The organism is Fischerella muscicola PCC 7414 (genome assembly GCF_000317205.1).
Classification (GTDB): Bacteria; Cyanobacteriota; Cyanobacteriia; order Cyanobacteriales; family Nostocaceae; genus Fischerella; species Fischerella muscicola.
On record NZ_AJLK01000259.1, the window covers coordinates 1 to 282 of the forward strand.

The 282-nt window shown below is 61.7% G+C and carries 1 pseudogene; it reads left to right on the top strand.

Annotated features, from left to right (window positions below):
* Window positions 1-228: pseudogene (locus tag UYI_RS39475) on the top strand (hypothetical protein); the annotation flags it as partial.
* Window positions 229-282 lie beyond the last annotated feature (54 nt).

Consider the following 282-nt stretch of genomic DNA (forward strand, 5'->3'; position numbering starts at 1 on the left):
TTAGTAGTTAGTAGTTGGTGGTTGATGGTTGGTAATTTCCAATGCCCAATTCCCACCCCTCACACCCCTCACACCCCTCACACTTCTCACACCCCTCACACTCCCCCCATCTCCCCACTGCCCCTAATCCCCACGACCGACAGGGAGTGGGGGCCGGTGAGTTCCCCATTGCCCCCCAACCCCACTTTGTGGGGACCCCTAGCCCCCCCATCTCCCCATTGCCCCTAATCCCCACGACCGACAGGGAGTGGGGGCCGGTGAGTTCCCCATCTCCCCACCTCC